Below are 14,623 nucleotides of genomic sequence, written 5' to 3'. Positions count from 1 at the left end.
CGGAACCGCCCATCCGACTCCCAACAGCGGTGAAGATACGGCGTCTTTACAGTGAAAACCCCGTTAACGAGTAGAGTATCCCGTATTTTAGCCCAATTGTAACCAAAACCTATGCAGGTTGCTCTCGTGAGGCAAGCCGAGAGATGAGCGTCACTCGAGACCGACTCCGAGCGTTCGAACTGCCCGAGTACGCGGTGACACTCCGAAACGCAGGCGTCGCAGGGGCCGGTGGAGCCGGGTTCCCGAGCTACGCCAAGTGGGAACGGCTCGAGGAGGTCGACTCGTTGCTGGTCAACCACCAGGAGAGCGAACCCAACTACTACATGGACAAGTGGCTGGGCCGGGAGCGAACCGCGGAGTTGACGGCGCTGTTCGACGGGTTGCTCGATCACGCCTTCGATCGCATCGTCATCGCCGCGAAGGCGACCGATCGCGAGGAGTGGCTGGGGCCGCTCGAGAACGAAACCAACGCCACGATCTACGAACCGGCTGATCTACCGGTCGACGAGCGTGAGACGGGGATCGTCGTCGCCTACACCGACGACAGATACGAGTACGGGATGGAAAGCGTGCTGATGCGACTGGTCGCGGACGCCGTCATGCAAGGCGACGAGTTACCGATGGACCACGGCTGGATCGTCCAGAACACCGAGACGCTTCTGAACGTCTACCGCGCGCTCGCCGACGGCGAGCCGACGACCCGGAAGTTCGTCCACGTCGACGGCCGCGTCCCGACCCACCGGTTTCTCGAGGTCCCGATCGGCACCCCGGCGACGGCCCTGCTCGAGGCGGCCGGCCGGACCGACGGGATCGATTCCAACGAGGTACTGCTCGACGGCGGGCCGGGCTGGTGTTTCGAGATCGACCAGTCGCCGGCCGCGTTCGGCGTCCGCAAGCGGACGAACTGTCTGCTCGTAATGGAGGAGTCGGTCGTCGAGGAGAACCGCCTCGGGAGCGGCGGGCGGGTCAACGTCCTCGCGCCGGCGGCGTGGAAACAGTCGGCCCACGAAACCGAGCCGACGGCGACGCTCGAGCCGGACCGGGTCGAAGTGCCGCTGATCACGAATCCCGACTTCGAGGGAGTGGTCACGCCGAGCGAACCGATCGTCCAGTCCGGTGACGGGATCGAAGCCGGCGAGATGATCGCCCGCCCGGCGGACGGAATCAGCATCGCCCAGCACGCCCCGATCGACGGAACGGTCACCGGCGTCGACGAGCGCTCGATCACGATCGAACGCGCCGACACGAGTGCTGGCGGCGAACTCGACGCGTATCACGTCTACTGGACGTGGTGTGCCGAGTGCGGCCGCTACCTCCCGGAGTCGCAGTTACAAGCCGTCGATCCGACCGAGTTCGTCTGTCACCGATGTCGGTAACCCGAACCGGTTACCGACGGCACGGCCACAGCTCCGTCGACCGGATCCACGCTGTCGGGTTCGTGCGGTCACAGATGATCGTCCCGTCGCCGTCCGCGTAGCGGACGTACTGATCGAACTCGATAGCGGCCGTCTCAACACTGGTCGTTCCGTTCGTTCGCATTCGACTCACTCCCGTCGGTCATCCGCGGTAGCCGACGCTGGCGTTCGTATCCGGCGAGCCGGCAAAAGGGCTCCGACGGGATCGTACTAGCGTGGGTATATCCCGCGGCGACCGGTCACACGAGCCACGACCCGATCCGCCGTCGCCGTGATCGTCCGTTCACGGGCGCGCCGGACCGTCTTCGGGCTCGAGTCGAGCAGTACACCAGTGACAGAACTCGAGGTCTTCGTCGAGTTCTTTCCCGCACTCGGGACAGGTCGGGCCCTCGCTCGATCCGGCCGACGTCGGCGGGAACTCCAGTGCCCGAAACGTCGCATCGAGGGCCGCAAACAGCGCGATAAAGGAAAACAGGAACTGCGCTCTCGTGTCGGTCTCCGCGGCGACGACGTCCATGCTCTCGGCCATCGATTCGGTCGCTGCGATCTGTTCGGTCGGAAGAAAGATCGCAGCCGCCGTGATGAACAGGCCGGCGAACAGGGCGGCACGGAGCCAGTCCCGGTTGAAGGCATGCCCCGCACCGGGCATGAGCAACGAGAGACCAGCGGCGACAAGCGCACGGAGCCATGTCATCGTACGTGAGCCTAGGTGAGGCGTGCCCTTAACATTCCGATTTCTCTTTTCCCTGACTGGATACCGGGGGCCGTCTCAATCCCGAAGCCGGGACACCAGCTTCGACAGCGTCTCGAGGTCGTACTGTCCGGGGGCAGTCGCGTCCGCCGGGTCCACGGGCGCGTAGCCGATCCTCGACCCGTACACCGGCGCGACCGCCCGCGTGTGGCGTCCGATCTCCCCCATCGCCATCGTCGCGACGGCGTCGCCGTGGGCCGTCAACTGCTCGGTCGCCGAGAGCAACGCCAGCGTATCCGCTCGCGACTGGGCGGTGACCGCGAGCTTCGCCACGTCGGCGTACTTGCCCGCTTCGGTCAGCGTTCGCACGAGTTGCGGTCGCGGCGGCGTTCCGTCGAAGTCGTGGGCCGACGCGACCACTGCGACGTCGCGAGCACGGGCCGTCTCGAGGAGGTCGTCGGCGTCCCCGTCGAGGATCGCCTCGAGTTCCACGTCGATCGCCCCGACGGCGTCGAATCGGGCGGCCTCGGCGAGCGTCTCGAGCCGTCGCTCGTCGCTTGCCTCGCCGCCTTCCCACTCGGCGCGGTTGGTCGCGAGGATCGGTACCGTGCCGTCGTAGTCCGCGAGCGCGTCCAGCGGGTCCGCGGCGAGATCCATTCGGAACTCGACCGCATCGGCGTGTTCGCGTACCGTCGGATCGTCGCCGTCCGCGAGATCGGCGGTCGACGCTGCGAGGACGAACGAATCGAACGCAAGAGCCATGACTGATACTGTACGCGACGGTCGAAAAACGGTATCGTTCCGGCGAGTTACGCCAGCCCGAGGCTCTCCTCTGCCTCGAGCAGTTCGTGATAGCGGTTCCGGATGGTCACTTCGGAGATGTCGGCGACGTCCGAGACGGCCGCCTGCGTCGTCTTTTCGTTGGTCAACAGGGCTGCGGCGTAGACGGCAGCGGCCGCGAGGCCGACCGGCGACTTGCCCGAGTGGACGCCCTTCTCCTTGGCGTTCTGGAGGAGTCCGCGGGCGCGGTGTTCGGCCTCGTCGGAGAGGTCGAGTCCCGACGCGAACCGGGGAACGTAGCTTTCGGGGTCGGCCGGCTGGACCTCGAGGCCGAGTTCCCGAACCACGTAGCGGTAGGTGCGGGCGATTTCGTTTTTCTCGACGCGGGAGACGTCGGCGATCTCGTCGAGGCTGCGGGGGACGCCGGCCTGACGGGCGGCGGCGTAGACACAGGCAGTCGAGACACCCTCGATGGAGCGGCCGGGAAGGAGGTCTTCGTCGAGCGCACGGCGGTAGATGACCGAGGCCGTCTCGCGGACGTTCGTCGGCAGGCCGAGCGCGGAGGCCATCCGGTCGATCTCGCCAAGCGCCTGTTTCAGGTTGCGCTCCTTGGAGTCACGGGTTCGAAAGCGCTCGTTCCACTTGCGCAGTCGCTGCATCTTCTCGCGCTGGCGCGATCCGAGCGAGTTCCCGTAGGCGTCTTTGTTCCGCCAGTCGATGTTCGTCGAGAGCCCCTTGTCGTGCATCGTGTTCGTCGTGGGCGCGCCCACGCGGGACTTCTCGTTTTTCTCGGTGGCGTCGAAGGCCCGCCACTCGGGACCGCGGTCGACCGAGTCCTCTTCGACGACCAGTCCACAGTCCTCACAGACGGTTTCACCGTGCTCGTCGTCGACGACGAGGTTCCCCGCACACTCGGGGCAGGCCAGATCGTCCTGTTCGCGTTCGGTTTCGTTCTCGCTCGTCTCCGCGCTCTGTTCGCGTTCGTTACGTCGTACTCTCGTGTTCGATGGTGCGTTGGTCATACGATGGGATGGCGAGTGCTGCCCGGACAACGGATCGCAAAAGCCCGGACGGATTCGTTACCTACTCCGTTTCAAGACCCAGGCTTTAAGAGTTTCGGAATCCCCGTTCGAGGGTCCCCGAAAGCGGGTAATTCGTCGGAACTGGTATGAAAAATCCAAACATTGAAGCTGAGTTCTCCGCGCCGGGGAGAACCGACGAACCAGCGCACCCAAATGGCGGTCAGCCCACTGTTCGGGTATGCACGTCGCAGTCGGAAGCACGAACCCCGTCAAGATCGAAGCGGTCGAACGAACGCTCGAGCGGTTCGACCCGACCGTGACCGCCGCGGCGGTCGACTCCGGCGTTCCGGAACAGCCGTGGTCGGTCGCCGAAACCGCCGACGGAGCCGAAACCCGCGCACGCCGCGCGCTCGACGCCACCGACGCCGACTACGGCGTCGGACTCGAGGGCGGTGTCGCTCGTTTCGAGGGCGTCCCCGGGCTCTCGCTGATCATGTGGGCGGCCGTCACCGACGGAAACCGGACGGAGCGCGGAAGCGGCCCGACGCTTCGCCTCCCCGACTCCGTCGCGCGGCGGCTCGAGGACGGGGCGGAACTCGGCCCGGTGATGGACGACCTGCTCGGGACCAACGGCATCGCCGAAAGCGAGGGGGCCGCCGGCGTCCTTACCGACGGCTTAACGGACCGAAAGCGGGCGCTCGGCGAAGCCGTCGCGTGTGCGTTCGGCCCCTTCCGAACGACACACTACCGGTCGTAGCGGGTGGCTTCCCATCGCTTCCCGAGTCCCGCCTCCAGCGTGGCGAAAGGGTTCGTTACTTCGGGGTGGGGGAGACGGCTGGCGGATACCGTCACGTTGGCGGTCCGAAACGCTCACGGCCCCCAGAGAGTCGTCAACGGAGACGTATTAACCGGCCGTACCAAGACCACCTTTCCACTCGATTATTAACCGATTACTCGGTGTGAAAACCGCAGGAAGGCGGCGGGTTAACCGCACGTACCAAACCCCCTAAGGGCGTTCCTGCCGTCCCAACGAGTATGAGCACTGCAATGGCCCCCGACCTCACGAGTAAACAACGGCAGATCCTTCAGTATCTCCGTGAAAACGCCGCAACGAAGACCTACTTCAAGTCCCGTCTCATCGGTCAGGAGCTGGGTATGACGGCGAAAGAGGTCGGCTCGAACATTACTGCCCTCCAGGAAGGCGATTACGACGTCGAAATCGAAAAGTGGGGCTACTCCTCGAGCACCACCTGGAAGGTAAACGTCTAGGCGTTCCGCGACGAGTCGGTTTCCGCCCGCCGACGACGTCGCAGTTTCTATTACCCGCCGGGACGACCGGACCGACGAATGACGACGGTTCTTTTCGATATGGACGGGATCATTCTCGAGGGCCCCCGGACCGATCCGCAAGTGTACGCCGCTGCCGCAGACGAGGCGCTCGCGAAACTGGAAGCCGATCCAACCCCAGCACAGCGACGCGACCTCCGACGCCACGGGATCGACTCGGTCCGCGAGCGCTGCCGGGAACTCGAACTCGATCCCGACCGGTTCTGGGCGCTGAAGGAGGCGGCCGCCTCCGAGCACACGCACGAACGGATCCGCTCAGGCGAGCGTGGAGTGTACGACGATATCGATGCGATCGCCGCCCTCGCCGATCGGACGACAGTCGGCCTCGTGAGCAATAACCGCCATCGAACGGCCGAGTTCGTCGCCGACTCCCTTCCCATCGAGTTCGACGTCGTTCGCGGCCGCGACCCCACGTTCGAGGGGTTCAGGCGACGAAAGCCCGATTCCTACTACATCGACGACGCCCTCTCGAAACTCGGCGTCGACGACGGGCTCCACGTCGGCGATTCACCGAAAGACGTCGTCGCCGGGCGAGCGGCCGGACTCGAGACCGCGTTCGTCCGCCGATCGCACAACCGCTTGCTCGACCGTCCCGAAGGGACGACCTACGAACTCGGATCGCTGATCGAACTGCACGATCTCGTCGAGCCGTAATCAGCCGTCGTACTCGAGGAGATGATTCGCGTTCCGGGCGAGCCGCGTCGCCCGTTCGCCGAATGAGTCGGCGTGACGGACGACGAGCAACAGGACGGTCTCGGGCCGTTCGACCGCGTAGCCGTCGTTCCGCGAGAGCAGTCCCGCCTCCTCGAGTTCCCCGGCGTACTTGCTGACCGTCGGCGGAGAGACGTCGAGCGCTTTCGCGAGGTCGCCGGCGGTCGCGTCGGGATTCAACAGGAGTTCGACGAGCATTCCGCGGGGGGTCTCCCGGCGAAGGTAGCCAAGCGCCTGCTTTTCGAACTCGTCGAACCGGCCGGCGAGGACGAACCGTTTGTAATCGCCGTCGCGGTAACGTTCGATTACGTCGAGGTCCTCGAGTCGGCGGAGATGGTGTTGGGTTTCACCGGTCCCGAGCTGGAGATCGTCCCGGATTTTCGAGAAGTGTGCGCCGGGCGTCGTCGAGAGATACCCAGCAATGGCATCGCGAGCGTCGCTTTCACCGGTATCAGCCGACGCTGAATCGGAAAAGCCGGCAAACGGAGCGGCGGCACCCAGAGCGGCAAAGCGGCGCAGGGTCGATCGTTTGTCGTCGTCGACCCTGTCGGGCGATGTCATGTCTATCTACCACTACCGACGGGACGAACCGTAAAACAGGTTTCGCTCCGCTTTGCTCTCGCGCTCGAGACCGTCCCGAATCGGGACGGGTTGGAGCGGAGTACCGACACCGGATGGTTCGCTCGCTTCCGTGACCGTGTCGGCCGGCGATTGCCGATCAGTCGTCGGTCGACTGGCTGTCGGTACCGCCGTCGGTCTGTCCCTGGAAATCCTGATCCATCTCCTCGATAACGTCCTCGGGATCGGAGATCTCCGCGGGATCCTCGCCCTCCTTGATCGCCTGGGCCTCCTGTTCCATCGCTTCGACGTCCATCTCCGCCTCCTCGTCGATCTCACCGATGATCTCGGCGATGTCGTCCAGACCGATCAGCTCGCGGGTCTCCTCGTCGAACTCGAGGCTCTCGAGTTCGTGGCCGTCCTCCTTGACATCGCTGCCGGAGAGGTGTTTGCCGTAGCGGCCGACCATCGAGGTCAGTTCCTGCGGCATGACGAACGTCGTCGACTCGCTCTGGCCGATCTGTTCGAGCGTCTCCATGCCCTTGTCGATGACGGCGCGTTCGCCCATCGATTCGGCCGAGCGAGCGCGCAGGACCGTCGAAATCGCGTCACCCTGTGCTTCCAGGATCTGGCTCTGCTTTTCACCCTGTGCGCGGATGATCTCGCTCTGTTTGTCACCTTCGGCCTTCTCGACGGCACTGCGGCGTTCACCCTGTGCCTCGAGGATCATCGCGCGGCGTTTCCGCTCCGCGGAGGTCTGTTGCTCCATCGCGCGCTGGACGTCCTTCGAGGGGTTGACCTCGCGGACCTCGACGCTCTCGACGCGGATCCCCCACTCGTCGGTGGGTTCGTCGAGTTCCTGGCGGATGCGGGCGTTGATCTCCTGTCGTTTGTTCAGCGTATCGTCGAGTTCCATATCACCCAGCACGGCACGCAGCGTCGTCTGTGCGAGGTTCGAGACCGCCTTCTTGTAGTCGTCGACCTGCAGGAACGCCTTCTTGGCGTCCATCACTTTGATGTAGACGACGGCGTCGGCAGTGACTGGCGAGTTGTCCCGCGTGATCGCTTCCTGTCGGGGGACGTCGAGCGTCTGCGTTCGCATGTCGAACCGATAGGTGTTCGAGACGAACGGCGGGACGAAGTTGATCCCCGGCTCGAGCAGTTTGCGGTACTCGCCGAAGACGGTCAGCGCTCGTTTCTCGTAGGCGTCGACGATCTCGATCGCGCTGAGTAACGCGGCGATGACGACGACGAAGACGAGCGCACCGATGAACAACAACGCACCACCGGTAGCTTGCATGGGAAACAGTTCTCCGACCATATTTCGGTCTTGTGGGAGTGGAGGGAAAAACGTTCCCTTGTCAAGCCGACATTTGTGATCAGTCACCGATCCGTGTACCGGTCGCGTCGGGAACGGGACGCTGCCGATTCGGGCCGTCTCAGTCGGACTTTTCCGTCTCCTTACCAGTCACCGAGTCATCAGTATCGGATTCGGAAACGGGGGTCTCGACGTCAGGGTCGGGATCGGACGCCGCTCCCGAGTCGGCTTCCTCCGCCGCGAGGGCACGATCGATCTCGTCCTCGCCGATGGCATCGAGGGAGGCGACCGTGACCACGTTGCCACCGCCCGGATCGAGGACGATGATCTCTTCGCCCGCTTCGATCGTGCCGCCGGTCGTTCGCGCGCTGAAGTACGGGGAGAAACCGCCCTCCTCGAGTTTGACCTCGCCGTCGCGGGTCGTGATCGTCTCCGTAGCGTACCCCGTCGCGCCGGACAGCGAGTCCGAATCCGTCGTCCGTGCGGTGCCTTTTCCGCCGTAGAAGTCGAATTCGTGGTAGACGTAGGCGGCCGCGAGTCCGATAACGAGCGTGAGCGCGGCCAGAACGAGCGGGCTGAGTGAGAGCGGGACGATCGCACCGATCAACCCCGCCCCGACCAGCGCGACACCGATAACGATGAAGTGCGCGCCGGGCGAGATGGCCTCGAGCGCCATCAGTACGAGCCCCACGGAAAGGAGCAAAAGCGGCATGTTCCCCAGGAGGACGTCGAGCATGTGACCAGCTAAGGACTCCCCTTGATTAAATGTTTACAGGCGGTCGAGGCGAATGCCCCGGGGCTTGACCCCGAAGCGATTCACCGCGAGTGTCGTGTCTGGAGGTCGGCGGCGTGGATTACTCCGGCGAGCCGTTCGTGATCGTCGTGTGGGCACCGATAAGCGCGCCCGCGAGGTCGAGTTCCTCGAGATGGGTCCCCTCGTCGATGATCGAGCGTCGGATGTCGGCGTCCCGGACCGTCGCCTCCGGGAAGATCACGGCGTGATCGAGACGTGTGTTCTCGAGGGTTACCTCGCCCATCACGTGGACGTTGTCGCCGATCGAGGCGTTTTCGAGCGTCGCCGAGTCGGCGACGATCGAGTCTCCCCCGAGGTGCCAGGCGACGGCGTCGAGATAGCTCTCCGGCGTGCCGATGTCGAACCACGCACCCTCGAACGTGTAGGCGTAGGTCGACTCGCGGTTTTGCAGCCACTGGACGAACCAGCCGGGTTCGTCCGGATTGTTCCCCTCCTCGAGATACGTCGGCAGCAGAGACAGCGATTCCCGGGGGAACGCATAGCAGGCGATCGAGACCAGCGTGCTCTTGGGATCGTCGGGCTTTTCCTGAAAGTCGACGACGCGGTCGTCCTCGAGGTCGACGAGTCCGTAGGATTTGGCCTTTTCGCGGGAGCCGACATCGTAGGCGGCGAGCGTGGGGGCGTCTCGGTCCTGGAAGTAATCGAGGAAGTCCGCAACGTCGAAGCTGATCAGGTTGTCCCCGGCGATGATCAGGAGATCGTCGTCGACGTTCTCGCGGTCGATCAGCTGTGCGAGCGCACCGACGACGCCGAACTTGTCGTCTTCCTCGGTCGTTTCTTCGACCGAGAGCCGGGGTTTCTCGAACTCGCTGTCGGCGAGGTGGGCCTCGAAGTCGGCGGCGAACCGCTCGTTCGTGCTGACGTAAACCTCGTCGATCCGATCGTCTGCCTCGAGTTCCGAGAAGATGCGATCGATGACGGTCGAATCGCCGATCGGGAGGAACATCTTGGGCCGATGTTTGGTAATCGGCCACATTCGGGTTGCATACCCGCCTGCAAGGACGACGGCCTTCATGCACCCGTGTTCATCGGCGGGGTGTAAGTCACTTGCCCTTCCGCGGGTTTCGCCGCCGGCCCGGGTCGACCGCGGGCCCGAAGGGACGTCTTCCCCCGATGGCAAAACGGTAAAAGAACGACGCCCCTCTATCGACGTATGCGAGAAGCCGACGAAACGACGCGGCAACGACTCGCCGACGCGCTGCGTGCGGAACCGGCGACGCCGAGCGAACTCGCAACCCAGCTCGACCTGACGCCACACGCCGTGGTCGGCCACGTCGAACACGTCTCTCGATCGGTCGAGCGAAACGGCGAACAGCTGCTCGTCGCCCCGCCGACGTGTCGGGAGTGTGGCTTCGACGACTTCGATGACCTGCTGAACCTCCCCTCGCGGTGTCCGTCCTGCAAGAGCGAATCGCTCACCGAACCGACCTTCACCGTCGAATAGCGGACTGTCACACGATACTGACACTCCCGCGTGGAAGGATATCTGAAACGGATTCGACACTAATATTTAGTGGCGGGTCGAGAACCCGATACGAACCCTCGAGCGAACAGGAATCCGCCGCTCGTATTCACCGGCGACCGACGATTTTCGTCTCTCAGCCCGGTCGTCGTAGGATCCGGCCGTTTCGAGGGGAACGGAGGATACCATGACTTCCACGTCCCATTCCGAGTTCGACTGCGCCGAGTTCGTACTGGCGGTGCTGGAGTGGCTCGACGGCCGCGACGAACCGCCCGAAGCGATCGACGACGCGTTCGAACTCCTCGCGAGCACGCGCCGACGGCTGTTTCTCGAGGTGATGAACAGGTACGACGAGGAACTCACGCTTCCGGACGCGGCCGAAGAGGTGGCCGTCCGCGAAACCGGCCGGACGGTAACGGAGCTCTCGGCCGAGCGCGTTGCGAACGTCTATATCTCGCTGTATCACGACCACTTACCACGGCTGGTCGAGGCGGGTCTCGTCGAGTACGATCAGGAGCGAGATCTGGTCACCCCCGTCGTGACTCGCTAGAACTCGACGTTCGACGTCGACGTGAGGTCGTCGCCGTCGTCGATCGGTCCGGGACCGACGAACTCGTATTCGTCGTCGGTCAGGTAGACGCCGCCGTCCCGAACGGTCACCTCGAGTCCGGGCAGCCTTGCCCCCTCACAGGGGCCGAACGTGCACACGCCGGAGTCGGGTTCGAAGTACGCGCCGTGGTTCTCACAGACGAGTTCGCCGTTTCGCATCGCCGCCCCGGTTCCCTTGTCCAGCTTGATGTGTGTGAAGTGTTGGCAGTAATTCAACCAGCAGTGAACGTCGATATCGCCTTCGTCCGTGCTCGACGCCGACCGGCCGTCGCGGACGAGAATCGCCTCCCGTCTCTCACCCGACTCGGTGGCGACACGAAAGAGAAACGTCGACTCGGTCGGCACGTCCGTAAGCGACGCGATCCGTGAGTCGCTGTCCATCACCCCCCGGTTTTCGATCGGCTATCGTGAACGTTACGAAACGCCGACGGTCACCTACTCGTAACACGTCCGCTCGACGCGCTCGTCGTACAGTCTCGAGAGGCGGTCCGTGACGGAACCGCCGCCGATCGGGTCGCCGTCGAGCGTTTCGATGGGCCGCGGTTCCCACGTCCGATTCGTGAGAAACGCCTCCTCTGCCCGACGCACGTCGTCCGGTTCGTACCGGCCCTCGTGGACCGGCAGATCGACCTCGCGCGCCAACTCGAGGACGATTTCGCGGGTAATCCCCGGCAGCACGGGGCCGTCGGTCGACGGCGTGTGAACCTCGCCGTCGCGGACGAAAAAGAGGTTGCTGGTGGCCCCCTCGGCGAGGTGTCCATCCAGATCACACAGGAGCGCCTCGTCGGCGACCTCCGACAGTTCCGTCCGGGCGAGGATCCCGGCGAGGTAGTTGTGCGTCTTCGCGCCGGCCGGCACCGCCTCGTCGGGCACGCGGCGCGTCTCGACCGTCTCGACGGTCGCCGGCTCGTCCCAGACCGGCTTCCCCTCGAGTCCACCCCGCGGGAGCGGGCTGACGTAGACGACGACCGTCGGATCGACCGCCGGTTGCGGGGTGAGTTTCCCCGGCTGAACCCCGCGGGTGATCGAGAGCCGGACGGAGGCGTCTTCGAGATCGTTGGCCGCGAGCGTCTCGTCGATCCGGCTCCGGAGATCGGCGGCCGTGAGTCCGTGCTCGAGCGACAGCGCCTCGCAGGTCCGCTCGAGGCGTCGGACGTGGCGCTGCCACTCGAAGACCGTCCCGCCGTAGGCCCGCATCGTCTCGAACGCCCCGTCGCCGTACCGGAACCCGCGGTCGTCGACGCTGACGGTCGCCTCGCTCGCGGGCACGAGTTCGCCGTCGACGTGGTAGATGCGGTCGTCGGTCATAGCGTGCGATCGCCGTCGCGTTCGTCCCTTCGTCGCGCCCGGAGGACTATGAACCCACCGTCCGACGGTCGTGACTCCGCCGCACCGCGCTCTCGAGGCGATGACCACGGCCGAAGCGTGCTCGCATGCGTACTCGGGAATGGCACATGACTCCCAGCGGGGACGTCGGAGACGGATTTTCCGGTTACCCTACCGTGGAAGAACGCTGTTCTACCGTCCCGTATCGGTCCGTCTTCGCGCTCGCGCGGCGCGTGCGCTGCGCAATTCCCCTGTCCCGTTCGCGCCTACGGCAGCGCCGTCCGAACGTCCTCGCAGAGGTCGTCGACGTGTTCGATGCCGACCGACATCCGGACCAAGTTATCGGGAACGGCCGCGGTGGCCGATCCGTGGCTGACCTCGTCGGGGATCATCAGCGACGGCACCTCGACGAGGCTCTCGACGCCGCCAAGGCTGGCCCCGGGGGTAAACATCTCGAGGCCCGCAACGAATGCTTCGATTTCGGTGAGCGTGCCGTCGAACTCGAAGGAAAGCATCCCGCTGTACCCCGACATCTGTTCGGCCGCGAGGTCGTGTTGCGGGTGGCTTTCGAGACCCGGATAGTGGACACGGGCGACCCGCTCGTGGCCCTCGAGAAGGCGAGCAACCGCCATTGCGTTCTCCTGATGGTGTTCCATCCGTGCCGGCAGCGTTTTGATGCCTCGTCCGACGAGGTAGCAGTCGAACGGCGAGAGCATGTTCCCGAGCCCGATCCGCTGGGAAAACGCCAGCTTCTCGAAGACCGCATCGTCATCGGTGATGACGGCACCGCCGATCGAGTCGGAGTGTCCGTTGAGATACTTGGTGGTACTGTGGACGACGATGTCGGCACCCAACTCGAGCGGAGCCTGGAAGTACGGGCTCGCGAACGTGCTGTCGACCCCGAACGGGACGTCGTGGTCGTCGGCGATGTCGGCTATCGAGCGGATATCACACAGGCGTAGCAACGGGTTCGTCGGTGTCTCTGCCCAGATCAAGTCGGTTTCCGAATCGACTGCCGCGGCGACGTTTTCGGGCTCGCGGGCGTCGACGAACTCGACGTCGACGCCGAAGTGCCCGGCGACGAGTTCCGTGAGCAGCTTTTCGGTCCCGCTGTAGAGAGAGTCCGACGAGACGAGGTGCCCTCCCGGCGGGACCAGCGACAGCATCGTCGTCGAGATGGCGGCCATTCCCGAGGCGAACGCCAGTCCGTGCTCGCCGCCTTCGAGGCGGGCTAACTGCTCCTCGAGGGCCGCCCGCGTCGGGTTGCTCTCGCGCGAGTAGTCGTGTTCATTGGCGTCGTCCCCGCTGGCCCACTCGAAGGTGCTCGAGAGGTGGATCGGGGGGATGACGTCGTTTGTTCCGCCTTTGTGGGGGTGCATCGCGTTCTCAGTTGCCCCAACAGCGATCGTCGCGAATCGGTTCTCGTGGGAAGGGTCATCGTTTCGTGTCATATATTAATTAATAAGGATCCGCTCGCGTGGTGTCAGCGCTTCTATTACAGTTCAGTCGGTCATAACGAAACCATAACGAGAATATTACGTAGCGATACATAGATTTGCAGGTTCCGGTGAGACGAGCCAGAAGCAAAAACGGAAGACGGACTCTGGGTCAGGTAGTATCCTGTAGCGAGACCGTACGTCCATAGAAAAAATTCTTATCTACGAGGACGCTCGAACAGGTATCGATGTATCTCGTTACGTTCCGCCTCGATCCGGGGGAGTACGATGCGGAGTTCCACGAGTTGAACGACGCGATACAAGCGGCTGCCGAAGCGACGGACGGGTATCTCGGCAAACGCACGTGGAACGACCCCGAGAGTGGCGAGGTTCTCGTCGTCTACTACTGGGAGTCGCTGGACGCGCTCGATTCGTTTGGAGCGGATCCGGACCACAAACGGGCGAAACAGCGGTGGACCGAGTGGTACGACGCGTACGAAGTCACCGTTACAGAAGTGCTCGAAACGTACGGGAGTGGCTTCGGTGACGATGCAGACCCACCCCGGTAGTACAGCAAGACCTTGGTCGATCGGTGGAATTCGACGTGGACTCGAGGGGGTATCGAGACTCCGGTCACCCTACCGGTGGGGAAACGTTGCTCTACCGTTCCGGTCGGATGTCTTCGCGCTCGCGTGGCGCGCAGAGCATGCGCCACGCGAGTCCCCTGCCCGAAGACATCGCGGTTCGTCCGTCCGACAACCGACAAACCGATCAGTATCCGCCCGTTCTTTAGGATAAATTGCGTGCAGCAGGTGTTCGGGGACGACATGCGAGGTGGACGACGGGTTCGCAGGCGAATCGCGACCGCGCGTTTCTCGAGGGGGCGGAGTCGTTGCGCGGGACCGTCGGTAGTGCTGCTCAGGACTGCTTTGACGACTCGTTTCGAATGATTCTGTGACTGGAGGATCGCTTTTCGAGATATAAGACTCCTTGAGGGATGTTGGTGACTGAGGAAAGAATCGAACAGCGGTAGGATAATTCGGGCCTTATATATTCTAATACAATTTGAGGAGACCCATATACACGATTAGTTAAAAATTAAAATTATGAACTATGTGTACTTAGTAGATTCCC

The 14,623-nt window shown here is 63.8% G+C and carries 18 protein-coding genes; 7 read left to right on the top strand and 11 right to left on the bottom strand.

Going from position 1 to position 14,623, the window contains the following annotated elements:
* The first annotated feature begins 143 nt into the window (after window positions 1-143).
* Window positions 144-1,376, top strand: a complete 1,233-nt coding sequence (locus tag TX80_RS09080) for an NADH dehydrogenase (protein WP_049922784.1) — start codon at window positions 144-146, stop codon at window positions 1,374-1,376.
* A 10-nt stretch (window positions 1,377-1,386) separates the two neighbouring features.
* Here the strand turns inward: TX80_RS09080 and TX80_RS19385 are convergent, their stop codons facing one another.
* From TX80_RS19385 to TX80_RS09065, 4 genes are all read right to left on the bottom strand, one after another.
* Window positions 1,387-1,539, bottom strand: coding sequence for a DUF7331 family protein (locus tag TX80_RS19385; RefSeq protein ID WP_195893059.1), 153 nt, complete (start codon window positions 1,537-1,539; stop codon window positions 1,387-1,389).
* A gap of 159 nt (window positions 1,540-1,698) precedes the next feature.
* Complete coding sequence (locus TX80_RS09075) at window positions 1,699-2,109, bottom strand: DUF7575 domain-containing protein (RefSeq protein ID WP_049922783.1); 411 nt, start codon at window positions 2,107-2,109, stop codon at window positions 1,699-1,701.
* Window positions 2,110-2,184: 75 nt separating this feature from the next.
* Window positions 2,185-2,868 (bottom strand): type I 3-dehydroquinate dehydratase, encoded by a 684-nt coding sequence (locus TX80_RS09070; protein WP_049922782.1) that lies wholly within the window; start codon window positions 2,866-2,868, stop codon window positions 2,185-2,187.
* 47 nt (window positions 2,869-2,915) lie between these two features.
* The gene (locus tag TX80_RS09065; protein ID WP_049922781.1) at window positions 2,916-3,908 is read right to left on the bottom strand and encodes a transcription initiation factor IIB; all 993 of its coding nucleotides are present in this window, start codon (window positions 3,906-3,908) and stop codon (window positions 2,916-2,918) included.
* 238 nt (window positions 3,909-4,146) lie between these two features.
* Here TX80_RS09065 and yjjX point away from each other — a divergent pair, with 238 nt between their 5' ends.
* The 3 genes from yjjX (at window position 4,147) to TX80_RS09050 (ending at window position 5,909) form a co-directional block, all read left to right on the top strand.
* Window positions 4,147-4,665, top strand: a complete 519-nt coding sequence (gene yjjX / locus TX80_RS09060) for an inosine/xanthosine triphosphatase (RefSeq protein WP_049922780.1) — start codon at window positions 4,147-4,149, stop codon at window positions 4,663-4,665.
* Between the two features lie 278 nt (window positions 4,666-4,943).
* Window positions 4,944-5,177 (top strand): DUF7123 family protein, encoded by a 234-nt coding sequence (locus tag TX80_RS09055; RefSeq protein WP_195893058.1) that lies wholly within the window; start codon window positions 4,944-4,946, stop codon window positions 5,175-5,177.
* A 78-nt stretch (window positions 5,178-5,255) separates the two neighbouring features.
* Entirely contained in the window at window positions 5,256-5,909 is a 654-nt protein-coding gene (locus TX80_RS09050) for an HAD family hydrolase (RefSeq protein ID WP_049922778.1), read from the top strand.
* Here the strand turns inward: TX80_RS09050 and TX80_RS09045 are convergent, their stop codons facing one another.
* From TX80_RS09045 to TX80_RS09030, 4 genes are all read right to left on the bottom strand, one after another.
* Window positions 5,910-6,527 (bottom strand): winged helix-turn-helix transcriptional regulator, encoded by a 618-nt coding sequence (locus tag TX80_RS09045; protein ID WP_049922777.1) that lies wholly within the window; start codon window positions 6,525-6,527, stop codon window positions 5,910-5,912.
* A 157-nt stretch (window positions 6,528-6,684) separates the two neighbouring features.
* Window positions 6,685-7,845: an SPFH domain-containing protein gene (locus TX80_RS09040; protein WP_049922776.1), complete on the bottom strand. Its 1,161-nt coding sequence runs from the start codon at window positions 7,843-7,845 to the stop codon at window positions 6,685-6,687.
* 118 nt (window positions 7,846-7,963) lie between these two features.
* On the bottom strand, window positions 7,964-8,578 hold the full coding sequence (locus TX80_RS09035) for an NfeD family protein (protein WP_049922775.1): 615 nt from the start codon (window positions 8,576-8,578) through the stop codon (window positions 7,964-7,966).
* Between the two features lie 118 nt (window positions 8,579-8,696).
* The gene (locus tag TX80_RS09030) at window positions 8,697-9,671 is read right to left on the bottom strand and encodes a sugar phosphate nucleotidyltransferase (RefSeq protein ID WP_049922774.1); all 975 of its coding nucleotides are present in this window, start codon (window positions 9,669-9,671) and stop codon (window positions 8,697-8,699) included.
* Between the two features lie 138 nt (window positions 9,672-9,809).
* On the opposite strand from TX80_RS09030, the gene TX80_RS09025 reads away from it, so the two are divergent.
* Both TX80_RS09025 and TX80_RS09020 read left to right on the top strand, forming a co-directional pair.
* Window positions 9,810-10,100, top strand: coding sequence for a transcriptional regulator (locus tag TX80_RS09025; RefSeq protein WP_049922773.1), 291 nt, complete (start codon window positions 9,810-9,812; stop codon window positions 10,098-10,100).
* A 205-nt stretch (window positions 10,101-10,305) separates the two neighbouring features.
* Window positions 10,306-10,668, top strand: coding sequence for a DUF7344 domain-containing protein (locus TX80_RS09020; RefSeq protein ID WP_049922772.1), 363 nt, complete (start codon window positions 10,306-10,308; stop codon window positions 10,666-10,668).
* On the opposite strand, the gene TX80_RS09015 is transcribed toward TX80_RS09020, so the two are convergent.
* From TX80_RS09015 to TX80_RS09005, 3 genes are all read right to left on the bottom strand, one after another.
* A complete protein-coding gene (locus tag TX80_RS09015; RefSeq protein WP_049922771.1) occupies window positions 10,665-11,108 on the bottom strand; it encodes a Rieske (2Fe-2S) protein in 444 nt (147 codons plus the stop codon). The genes TX80_RS09020 and TX80_RS09015 overlap by 4 nt on opposite strands.
* 54 nt (window positions 11,109-11,162) lie before the next feature.
* Window positions 11,163-12,035 (bottom strand): aminotransferase class IV, encoded by an 873-nt coding sequence (locus tag TX80_RS09010; protein WP_049922770.1) that lies wholly within the window; start codon window positions 12,033-12,035, stop codon window positions 11,163-11,165.
* Window positions 12,036-12,319: 284 nt separating this feature from the next.
* The gene (locus TX80_RS09005) at window positions 12,320-13,504 is read right to left on the bottom strand and encodes a trans-sulfuration enzyme family protein (protein ID WP_049922769.1); all 1,185 of its coding nucleotides are present in this window, start codon (window positions 13,502-13,504) and stop codon (window positions 12,320-12,322) included.
* Between the two features lie 233 nt (window positions 13,505-13,737).
* Here TX80_RS09005 and TX80_RS09000 point away from each other — a divergent pair, with 233 nt between their 5' ends.
* Complete coding sequence (locus tag TX80_RS09000) at window positions 13,738-14,058, top strand: antibiotic biosynthesis monooxygenase family protein (protein WP_049922768.1); 321 nt, start codon at window positions 13,738-13,740, stop codon at window positions 14,056-14,058.
* Window positions 14,059-14,623: the final 565 nt, after the last annotated feature.

The sequence above is a fragment of the Halopiger djelfimassiliensis genome, assembly GCF_000455365.1.
Lineage (GTDB): Archaea > Halobacteriota > Halobacteria > Halobacteriales > Natrialbaceae > Halopiger_B > Halopiger_B djelfimassiliensis.
The sequence above is the reverse complement of the archived record's forward strand: the minus strand, read 5'-3'. Positions and strand labels throughout refer to the sequence as shown.

What these genes read in the sequence shown, in the direction of transcription:
- TX80_RS09055 (WP_195893058.1), top strand. Translation starts at nt 4,944, where the DNA reads ATGAGCACTGCAATGGCCCCCGACCTCACGAGTAAACAACGGCAGATC.
- TX80_RS09015 (WP_049922771.1), bottom strand. Translation starts at nt 11,108, where the DNA reads ATGGACAGCGACTCACGGATCGCGTCGCTTACGGACGTGCCGACCGAG.
- TX80_RS09025 (WP_049922773.1), top strand. Translation starts at nt 9,810, where the DNA reads ATGCGAGAAGCCGACGAAACGACGCGGCAACGACTCGCCGACGCGCTG.
- TX80_RS09080 (WP_049922784.1), top strand. Translation starts at nt 144, where the DNA reads ATGAGCGTCACTCGAGACCGACTCCGAGCGTTCGAACTGCCCGAGTAC.
- TX80_RS09075 (WP_049922783.1), bottom strand. Translation starts at nt 2,109, where the DNA reads ATGACATGGCTCCGTGCGCTTGTCGCCGCTGGTCTCTCGTTGCTCATG.
- TX80_RS09000 (WP_049922768.1), top strand. Translation starts at nt 13,738, where the DNA reads ATGTATCTCGTTACGTTCCGCCTCGATCCGGGGGAGTACGATGCGGAG.
- TX80_RS09010 (WP_049922770.1), bottom strand. Translation starts at nt 12,035, where the DNA reads ATGACCGACGACCGCATCTACCACGTCGACGGCGAACTCGTGCCCGCG.
- TX80_RS09070 (WP_049922782.1), bottom strand. Translation starts at nt 2,868, where the DNA reads ATGGCTCTTGCGTTCGATTCGTTCGTCCTCGCAGCGTCGACCGCCGAT.
- TX80_RS09065 (WP_049922781.1), bottom strand. Translation starts at nt 3,908, where the DNA reads ATGACCAACGCACCATCGAACACGAGAGTACGACGTAACGAACGCGAA.
- yjjX (WP_049922780.1), top strand. Translation starts at nt 4,147, where the DNA reads ATGCACGTCGCAGTCGGAAGCACGAACCCCGTCAAGATCGAAGCGGTC.
- TX80_RS09050 (WP_049922778.1), top strand. Translation starts at nt 5,256, where the DNA reads ATGACGACGGTTCTTTTCGATATGGACGGGATCATTCTCGAGGGCCCC.
- TX80_RS09040 (WP_049922776.1), bottom strand. Translation starts at nt 7,845, where the DNA reads ATGGTCGGAGAACTGTTTCCCATGCAAGCTACCGGTGGTGCGTTGTTG.
- TX80_RS19385 (WP_195893059.1), bottom strand. Translation starts at nt 1,539, where the DNA reads ATGCGAACGAACGGAACGACCAGTGTTGAGACGGCCGCTATCGAGTTC.
- TX80_RS09030 (WP_049922774.1), bottom strand. Translation starts at nt 9,671, where the DNA reads ATGAAGGCCGTCGTCCTTGCAGGCGGGTATGCAACCCGAATGTGGCCG.
- TX80_RS09035 (WP_049922775.1), bottom strand. Translation starts at nt 8,578, where the DNA reads ATGCTCGACGTCCTCCTGGGGAACATGCCGCTTTTGCTCCTTTCCGTG.
- TX80_RS09005 (WP_049922769.1), bottom strand. Translation starts at nt 13,504, where the DNA reads ATGACACGAAACGATGACCCTTCCCACGAGAACCGATTCGCGACGATC.
- TX80_RS09045 (WP_049922777.1), bottom strand. Translation starts at nt 6,527, where the DNA reads ATGACATCGCCCGACAGGGTCGACGACGACAAACGATCGACCCTGCGC.
- TX80_RS09020 (WP_049922772.1), top strand. Translation starts at nt 10,306, where the DNA reads ATGACTTCCACGTCCCATTCCGAGTTCGACTGCGCCGAGTTCGTACTG.